7 protein-coding genes are annotated in these 7,920 nt (G+C 74.9%); 4 read left to right on the top strand and 3 right to left on the bottom strand.

Features of this window, described 5'->3' with window-relative positions; all coding sequences use genetic code 11:
* Positions 1-74: 74 nt before the first annotated feature.
* Complete coding sequence (locus KME79_RS42240; protein ID WP_148030184.1) at positions 75-569, bottom strand: DUF3145 domain-containing protein; 495 nt, start codon at positions 567-569, stop codon at positions 75-77.
* Between the two features lie 177 nt (positions 570-746).
* On the opposite strand from KME79_RS42240, the gene KME79_RS42235 reads away from it, so the two are divergent.
* The 4 genes from KME79_RS42235 (at position 747) to KME79_RS42220 (ending at position 5,805) form a co-directional block, all read left to right on the top strand.
* The gene (locus tag KME79_RS42235; RefSeq protein WP_219551819.1) at positions 747-1,760 is read left to right on the top strand and encodes a S8 family peptidase; all 1,014 of its coding nucleotides are present in this window, start codon (positions 747-749) and stop codon (positions 1,758-1,760) included.
* 72 nt (positions 1,761-1,832) lie between these two features.
* Positions 1,833-2,369: an RNA polymerase sigma factor gene (locus tag KME79_RS42230; RefSeq protein WP_148030182.1), complete on the top strand. Its 537-nt coding sequence runs from the start codon at positions 1,833-1,835 to the stop codon at positions 2,367-2,369.
* Positions 2,366-2,812 (top strand): hypothetical protein, encoded by a 447-nt coding sequence (locus KME79_RS42225; protein WP_219551817.1) that lies wholly within the window; start codon positions 2,366-2,368, stop codon positions 2,810-2,812. The genes KME79_RS42230 and KME79_RS42225 overlap by 4 nt, the downstream gene beginning before the upstream one ends.
* Positions 2,813-2,901: 89 nt before the next feature.
* On the top strand, positions 2,902-5,805 hold the full coding sequence (locus tag KME79_RS42220; protein WP_219551815.1) for a CHAT domain-containing protein: 2,904 nt from the start codon (positions 2,902-2,904) through the stop codon (positions 5,803-5,805).
* A gap of 49 nt (positions 5,806-5,854) precedes the next feature.
* Here the strand turns inward: KME79_RS42220 and KME79_RS42215 are convergent, their stop codons facing one another.
* Positions 5,855-6,670 (bottom strand): sulfurtransferase, encoded by an 816-nt coding sequence (locus KME79_RS42215; protein ID WP_308249246.1) that lies wholly within the window; start codon positions 6,668-6,670, stop codon positions 5,855-5,857.
* On the bottom strand, positions 6,667-7,788 hold the full coding sequence (locus KME79_RS45945; RefSeq protein ID WP_246641327.1) for an alkaline phosphatase family protein: 1,122 nt from the start codon (positions 7,786-7,788) through the stop codon (positions 6,667-6,669). Before KME79_RS45945 ends, KME79_RS42215 begins: the two co-directional genes overlap by 4 nt.
* Positions 7,789-7,920 lie beyond the last annotated feature (132 nt).

Below are 7,920 nucleotides of genomic sequence, written 5' to 3'. Positions count from 1 at the left end.
AGCCCAAGCACGAAAAGGGGGCCCCGCACCGTGACCGGTGCGGGCCCCTTTCGCGTCGCAGGCGCGGGGACGGGTCACACGGCGGCGTGCAGCCAGCGGACGGGCGCGCCGTCGCCGGCGTAGCGGAACGGCTCCAGCTCCTCGTCCCAGGGCTTGCCGAGCAGCCTGTCGAGCTCCTCCTCCAGCACGCACCGCCCCTGGGAGGCCATGAGCATGGCGGCGCGCAGCCGGTCTTCGGGGATCATGATGTCGCCGGAGGCGCCGATGACCGCGCTGAACGGGCCGAGTGTCGGCGTGTAGGCGTGACGGGTCCCGTCGACGCCCTGCGAGGCGTCCTCGGTGATCTCGAACCGCAGGCGCTGCCACCCCATGAGAGAGGAGGCGATGGCGGCCGCTATGCCGGAGCGGCCCTCCCATTCCGCCTGCGCCCGCACGACGTTGGGCGCGGCAGGTTGCGGTGTCCACGTCAAGTCCACGGGCACGCCAAGGACACCCGCGACTGCCCATTCGATATGCGGGCACAGCGCGGGCTGAGCCGAGTGGACGTACAGCACGCCACGAGCAGACACCGGACCTCCCGATTCGGTACGAGGTGCGCCTTCCCCAACGGCCTCGTCCAACGGGATGATCACATGTGACTAGGGAGAGACTACCGTCGGTCGCAATCGGACACCAGAGGGGGGCCATACCAAGTTGGTGCGCGTGTGGCACGTGACAGTCGCTCCATCGGGGATAGATACCCGCTCATGGACATCGAATCGGCAGGCCACGCGCTCATCCGACCGGGTCAGCTGCTGACCGACCGCGGCGCGCTGTCGACGGCCGCCCGCTGGACGCAGGCCGTGTCCGAGGGCGACGGCGTCTGCATGGTGCATCTCTCCCAGGGTGTCGACCCGTGCGAGCTGACCGCCGAGTTGCGCGAGCACGGGTTCCGCGCCTCGCCCAACCACGTTCTTACCGGGCAGCCGCTGTTCTTCGGCGGCCCCGCGTCGCGTCCGTTCCCGGCCGAACCGGTCCACTACCGGCCGGGGCGGTCCCGCTCGGAGGTGACGGTGGGCCTGCTCGACACCGGCGTGGCCGGTCACCGCTGGTGGGCCGACGCCGACTGGTACGAGCAGGCCGCCGAGGACGCGCCGGACGCCGTCGAGGGCGCCCAGGCGGGTCACGGCACGTTCATCGCCGGGCTGCTGGCCCGCCAGGCGCCCGGCGCGTCGCTCCAGGTGGCCCGGGTGCTCGACGGCGAGGGGGTGGGCGACGAGGCGGCCGTGATCAGGGCGCTGCACCGCATGCGCGGGCGTCCGCCGCAGGTGCTCAACCTCTCCTTCGGCGGCCACACCTTCGACGACCGGCCGCCGCCCCTGCTGGCCGACGCGCTGGCCGAGCTGTCCGACACCGTGGTGGTGGCGTGCGCCGGCAACACCGCGTCCGATCGCCCGTTCTACCCCGCCGCGCTGGGCAGCGTGATCGCCGTCGGCGCCGTCGACTCCAGCGAGCGCCGGCGCGCTCCCTACTCGGCCCACGGGAGCTGGGTCGACGCGTGCGCCCGCGGCGACTGGGTGACCAGCAGTTTCCTGGAGCAGGGCGAGTTCGCCGGTTACGCGACCTGGAGCGGCACGTCCTTCGCCACCGCCGTGGTGGCGGGCACGATCGCCGCGGCCGCCCACGACCGGCCGGCCAGGCAGGCGGCCGACGAGCTCCTCAGTCTCAGGGAGACCCGGCAAATTCCCGATCTGGGAGTTCTCGTTCCGTCGAGTCTGTAGAGTTTACGCTCAGTCCACAGGCGATCACGTGGAGGCAGATCAGCCCCCTCCGCCGGTCTGGAAGGAGGCCATATGCCCGATCCACGCCAGCCCGCGGAGCTGCTCCCGGCGGCCGCCTCCGGCGACCAGAGCGCCTGGAACGAGCTGGAGGCCAGATTCGGCCCGCGCATGTGGGCGGTGGCACGCGCCTGCGGGCTCAACGAGCCCGACGCCGCCGACGCCGTCCAGGGAGCCTGGCTGCGCCTGCTCGAACACCTGCACGACATCAGCAACCCGGCAGGCGTGGGCGCGTGGCTGGCGACGACCACCCGCCGCGAAGCGCTCCTGCTGATCCGGAAGGCGAAGCCGGGGCCCGCCCCGTTCGACGTCACGCACGACCCCGACCCGGAGTCAGCCGTCCTGGAGGCCGACGGCAACCGCATGCTCTGGAAGACGGTCTCCACCCTCAAAGAGCCATGCCGCAGCCTGCTCACGCTCGTCGCGAGCGATCTCGGGAGCCGGCAGGTCGCCGTGCGGCTGGGCCTGCCCATCGGCAGCGTCGGCCCGACCAGGGCCCGCTGCCTGGAGAAACTGCGCACCCTGATCTCACTACAGGAGACGGTGCAATGATCGACGACGAGTACTTCCTGGCGGCTCTCCGGCTGGCCTCCGGACACGACCCGGTTCCCGCGTACGTGTCCACCGCGGCCCGGCAGGCCTTCGCCTTACGGGTCCCGCACGCGGTGACCGCCCTTCCCACCGGCTACACGGCCGCGCGGGGAGTGCGGGGCGCCGAAGGCCCGCAGTTGGTCCGGTTCGTCACGGAGGGCCTCACCTTCGACCTGGAGGTGACCATCGGCGACGGTCTGATCGACGTGGCGGGGCAGGTGTCCCCGCCCCCCGGGGAGGGGTGCCACGTCGACGTCCGCACTCCTCACCTGACGCTGACCAGGCCCGTCGCCACCACGGGCCAGTTCGCGGCCACGGGCCTGCCTCCGGGCTGGCTCAGCGTGGTCTGCCACCGGCCCGGCCACGCACCCGTCCAGACCAGGTGGGTGCGCGTCCGACCGTGACCCCTCGGCCGGGGCCGAGGGGTCCGCATCCCCCGGTCCCGGCCGCTTCTCCCCCGAGGCGGCGCATGGCGAAACCGGAGATCACCCGTATGCTCGATCGTTCCTCCGGCGGCGGCCTGCTGGTGCGCGCGGCCGAGATGGCCGTGCTGCGCTCGGTGATCGATCCGGGCCAGGCGCTGCGCGCGGGGCACAAGGTGCTGGAGGCGGCCGAGAAGGCCGGCGACGGCGAGGCCGCGTCCGTGGCGCTGCGCGCGATGGCGCTGGCCTCGCGTGAGCTGGGCGATCTGCAGGCCGCCGAGCAGCGGCTGCGGCAGGCCGTCCAGACGCGCGGCGCGCCCGCCGAGCGGATGGCGCAGGCGAGGCTGTCCCTCGTCACCGTGCGGACCGAGCGGGGCCACCCGCTGCAGGCCCTCAGGCTGGCCGCGCTGGCGTGGGCCTACCTGTCGCCGCTCGACCGGGCCAAGCTCGACACGCAGCGCGCCGTGGCCCTCGCCCACCTGGGGCGCTACCAGGAGGCGGTCGCCTCCTGCGACCGGGCGCTGCGGGCGCTCGTGGCGGCTCCCGGCACCATCGACGACCGCCGGTTCCTGGCGGGCGGGCTGCTCAACCGGGGGCTGGTGCACGCCTATCGCGGCGACTGGGACCAGGCGATGCGCGACATCAGCGCCTGCCTGCAGATCGCCGGGCACGCCCGGCTGTCCCACCTCGAGCGGCTGGCCGCCGCAAACCTGCCGTTCCTGGCCGTACGACGGGGCGACATCGGCGGGGCGTTCACCCACTACCGCGAGGCCGAGGACACCCTGTTCGGGTATCCCGAGCGGCTGGCGACGATGCGGGCGGACTTCGCGGGCGCGCTGCTGGCCGCCCACCTGCCCGGTGAGGCGCGGGCGCTGCTCAGCCTGGCCGTGCCCGATCTGGAGGAGTCCGGGGCGCAGGTGGCGCTGGCCGAGGCGCGGCTCAAGCTCGCCCAGGTCGAGCTGCTGACGGGCGACGCGCGCGAGGCCATGACGGTGGCCGAGCGGGCCATGCGCGAGCTGTCGGAGCAGGACCGGCAGGCCTGGCTGCCGCTGGCCAGGGAGGTGGTGCTGCGCTCCCGCCTGGCTCTGGAGCCGCCGACGCCCGGGCTGCTGGCGGAGCTGGCCGGGTGCGCGGACGACCTCGAACGCGACGCCGCCCACCTGGCCGAGGGCGCCTCGCTGCGGCTGACGGCGGCGGAGACCGCGCTCGCGCTCGGCGACCGCGCCGCGGCCTCGGCGCAGCTGTCACGGCTGACGGAGCAGCCCGGTCGCGAGCGGTGGCTCCCGCCGGGCGGCCGCCGCACCCCGCTGGCCTCGCCTGCGCAGGCGGGTTACGCCGCAGCGGGGCAGGTGCCGCCCCTGGTGCGCCAGCACGCCCTGGCCTTGGAGGCGGCGCTGCGGGAGGACGTCCCGGCCGCGTTCCGTGCCGTGGAGGAAGGGCTGGCCGGGATGGGCGGCCAGATCGACAGCCTGGACGACCCGTCGCTGCGGGCGCACGCGGCCCGGGCCGGCGGGCGGCTGGCGGCATTCGGGCTGCGGCTGGCGGTGCGTGACGGGTGCGCCGAGGAGGTGTTCGAGTGGGCGGAGCGCTGGCGGGCCGTCACGGCGCCGGCCCACGCCCGCTCGCCGCACGGCGCGGGCCTGCCCGAGGTGCGGGCGGCGCTGGGGCGAGCCGCGCTGGTGGAATACGTCACGGACGACAGCTCCCTGTTCGCCGTGGTGGTGACGGGGCAGCGGCTGGCGCTGCGGCCTCTGGGCGCGCTGCGGCCGGTCAAGGAGGCGCTGATCCGGTTGCGCTACTCGCTGCGCCGGTCGGCCCTGCACGACGGGGCGGCGGGGGCCGAGCCGGTCGGGGCTGCCGGGTCGGAGCTGGAGCTGCTCCTGCTGACCCCGCTCGCCGCCGAGCTGGGCGAGCGTCCCCTGGTGGTGGTGCCCACGGGCATCCTGCACACCCTGCCCTGGGCGGCCCTCCCCTGCCTGCGCGAGCGCCCGGTGACGGTGGCGGCCAGCGCCCGCTCGTGGCTCGCCGCCACCCGCGACCCCGCCCCGCTCCGAACTTGTCGCCCACCCGGGCCCCTGGTCATGACCCGCCCCACCGGCCCACCGAGGACCACCTCTCCGGAAGCGGCAGCGACACCACCCGCCGGCCCGGCAGGAACTCCGGCTCCGGGAACCACCCCACCCACCGCCCTTCCCGAAGCCGGGACCACGCCGCCCGCCGGTATTCCTGGGGCGGGGCCCTCTGATGGCGTCGTGCTTTCGGGGGCCGCGCATCCGGTCGGCTCTTCAGTCGATTCCTGGGCGGGGCTTTCTGGCGGCTCCTGGCCGGGGTCGCTCAAGGTGGTTGCGGCGGCGGGGCCGGGGCTGGCGCACGCGTACGAGGAGAGGGACCGGGTGGTGGCCTGTCATCCGGGGGCGCGACCGGTGGCCGCCCGGCGCGACGCGGTGCTGGCCGCGCTGGCCTCCTGTGACGTGGTGCACCTGGCGGCGCACGGGGTGTTCCACGCCCGCAGCCCGCTGCTGTCGAGCATCACGCTGGAAGACGGCCCGCTCATGGCCTACGACCTGCTCGGCAGCTCGCGTACGGCCAGGCTGGTGGTGCTGTCGGCGTGCGACTCCGGCATGGCCAGGACGCCCACGGACGGCGCGCCGCTGGGCCTCGCGGGCGCGTTCCTGGCGCAGGGGACGGCGTGCGTGGTGGCCGGGATGGTGCCGGTGTGCGACGAGGACGCGCTGGCCGTGATGAGCCGCTTCCACGAGTTGCTCGCCGCGGGTCACACCCCGGCGTCGGCGCTCGCGTACGCCTCGGCGCGGACCGGCATCACCGCCTTCACCTGCTTCGGCGCCGGCGACCAGCCTCTCATCCACCGCGAGCCGGACGCCGGGTGCCCTGCCGACATCGGCCGGGCACCAGTCCCGGTCCACGGCGAGGACGACCGGGAACGCGGCAGGCGGCCCATCGTGCCGACCGGCTGACCTGACGAACCGGCGTCGACACCCGAGCCCCGGCCCAGCCACCAGGCGGTCAGCCCGTGGCGACCGGTCTCGACGGGTCGGTCACCCAGTGGGACCAGGAGCCGACGTAGAGGGCCGCGGGCAGGCCGGCCACTTCCATGGCCAGCACCTGGTGGGCGGCCGTCACACCGGAGCCGCAGTAGGCGCCCGCGGCGACCCCCTCGCGGGCGCCCAGCGCGGCGAAGCGCTCCCGCAGCTCGCCGGAAGCCAGGAAGGTGCCGCCGGGAGTGACGTTCTCCGTGGTCGGGGCGCTGACCGCGCCGGGGATGTGGCCGGCCACCGGGTCGATCGGCTCGACCTCGCCGCGGTAGCGTTCGGCGGCCCTGGCGTCGAGCAGCACTCCGGAGGAGGCGAGGGCCGCCGCCCGGTCGGCGTCGAGCACGGGCATCCCGCCCGGCCTGGCCGTGAAGTCGCCGGGCGCGGGCACGGGCTCCTCCTTGACGACCGGCAGACCGGCCGCCTCCCAGGCGGGCAACCCGCCGTCGAGGACCCGTACGTCCTGATGTCCGAAGTAGCGCAGCGTCCACCAGGCGCGGGCCGCCGCGGTCGAGGAGGTGTCGTCGTACACCACGACCGGCCGCGCGCCGGAGACGCCGAGCCGCCGCATCGCGCGCTCGAACGCGTCGACGGCGGGCAGCGGGTGGCGCCCGCCCTCGCCCGGCGGGCCGGCCAGAGCTCTGTCGAGGTCGCAGAAGACGGCGCCCGGCAGGTGGCCCTCGCGGTAGAGGTCCATGCCGGACGGGCCGCCGAGCCGCCAGCGAACGTCGAGCAGGGTGACGTCGCCGAGCGCGGCGAGGGCGGACGGAGTGATCAGCGGACCGGTCACCGGGTGCTCACCTCCAGGAGCGGGATGTTCTGCTCGGCCGTGGTCATCGAGCCGTGGTAGCCGGTGAAGAGGGCCTCGATGCGGTGTGTGGACGGGGCGGTGATGGCCAGGTCGGTGTAGGGGACGGCGACCACGTCGCCGATGCGGCCCAGCCATTCGGTCAGGACCCGCGGGCCGAACCAGCCGGACTCGACGGCCTCCTCACGCGACACCACCCAGGCCCGGCCGCGCAGCGCCTCGCGCCAGGCGTCGAGCACCTCGGCCGCGGCGCCCTCCAGCGCGTACACGTGTCGCGCCCTGGCCTCGCCGCCGAGCATCGCCACCCCGTGGGCCAGCTCGGGGGTGGCCTCGGCGTCGAGCTTCTCCGAGGCGTTGACCATGCCGTGGTCGGCCGTCACGTAGAGGGCGGAGCCGGGAGGCAGGCCCGCCGCGATGCGCTCGGCCATGGCGTCGACGATGGCGAGCTGCGCCAGCCACTCCTCGGTGCCCCAGCCGGTCATGTGGCCGACCGCGTCGAGGTCGCCGTAGTAGACGGTGACGTGCGCGCGCGGCTGCCGCAGCTCGGCCAGCACCCGGGCGACCCGGTCGTCGACGGTCTCGGCCGCGGCGTAGCGGACGCCGCGGAAGACGGCGCCGGTCAGCCCGGAGCCTTCGAACTCGCCGGGCGCCACGTAGACGACGTCGAGGCCGGCGGCCGCGGCACGCTGGTAGACGGTCTCGGCGGGCTGCCAGTCGAGAGGGTCCATGGGCATCCCGGACCAGCGCAGGCAGTTGAACAGGCGGCCGGTGCCGGGGACGGCCAGGGTCAGGCCGAGCATCCCGTGCTCGCCGGGCGAGACGCCGGTGCCGAGCGAGCACAGGCTGGTCACGGTGGTGGCGGGGAATCCGGCGGTGAGCGTACGTGACCTGTCGAGCAGGCTCGCCAGGAACGGCGCCGAGGCGGCGTGCGCGGCCAGCAGCTCGGCGCCGAGGCCGTCGACCAGGAACAGGCAGGTGCGCTCGGCGGGCGGGAGGCCCAGGGGGTTGGGCCCGTCGAGGCCCAGCGACGCCAGCAGCGACCGGGACAGATCGGGCAGTGACCCGGCTCCGTACGCCGGCACGAGGGGGCCGATGGTCATGCTCCGATCCTATCCGTCCCGTTCGCCGGCGGCCCAGGTGAAGATCCCGCGAGGCTTCGGAGCCGGGCCTCGCGGTGGCTGTGCCTCTGTGTACGACATCGGCCGCCGTTGCGGCGGGGAGTCCGGCCGGTA

Origin of the sequence: Nonomuraea harbinensis (assembly GCF_019396385.1) — a bacterium.
Classification (GTDB): Bacteria; Actinomycetota; Actinomycetes; order Streptosporangiales; family Streptosporangiaceae; genus Nonomuraea; species Nonomuraea ferruginea.
The sequence above is the reverse complement of the archived record's forward strand: the minus strand, read 5'-3'. Positions and strand labels throughout refer to the sequence as shown.

Excerpts from the sequence above, each read along its gene's own strand:
- KME79_RS42235 (WP_219551819.1), top strand. The coding sequence starts at position 747 with ATGGACATCGAATCGGCAGGCCACGCGCTCATCCGACCGGGTCAGCTG.
- KME79_RS42230 (WP_148030182.1), top strand. The coding sequence starts at position 1,833 with ATGCCCGATCCACGCCAGCCCGCGGAGCTGCTCCCGGCGGCCGCCTCC.
- KME79_RS42225 (WP_219551817.1), top strand. The coding sequence starts at position 2,366 with ATGATCGACGACGAGTACTTCCTGGCGGCTCTCCGGCTGGCCTCCGGA.
- KME79_RS42220 (WP_219551815.1), top strand. The coding sequence starts at position 2,902 with ATGCTCGATCGTTCCTCCGGCGGCGGCCTGCTGGTGCGCGCGGCCGAG.
- KME79_RS45945 (WP_246641327.1), bottom strand. The coding sequence starts at position 7,788 with ATGACCATCGGCCCCCTCGTGCCGGCGTACGGAGCCGGGTCACTGCCC.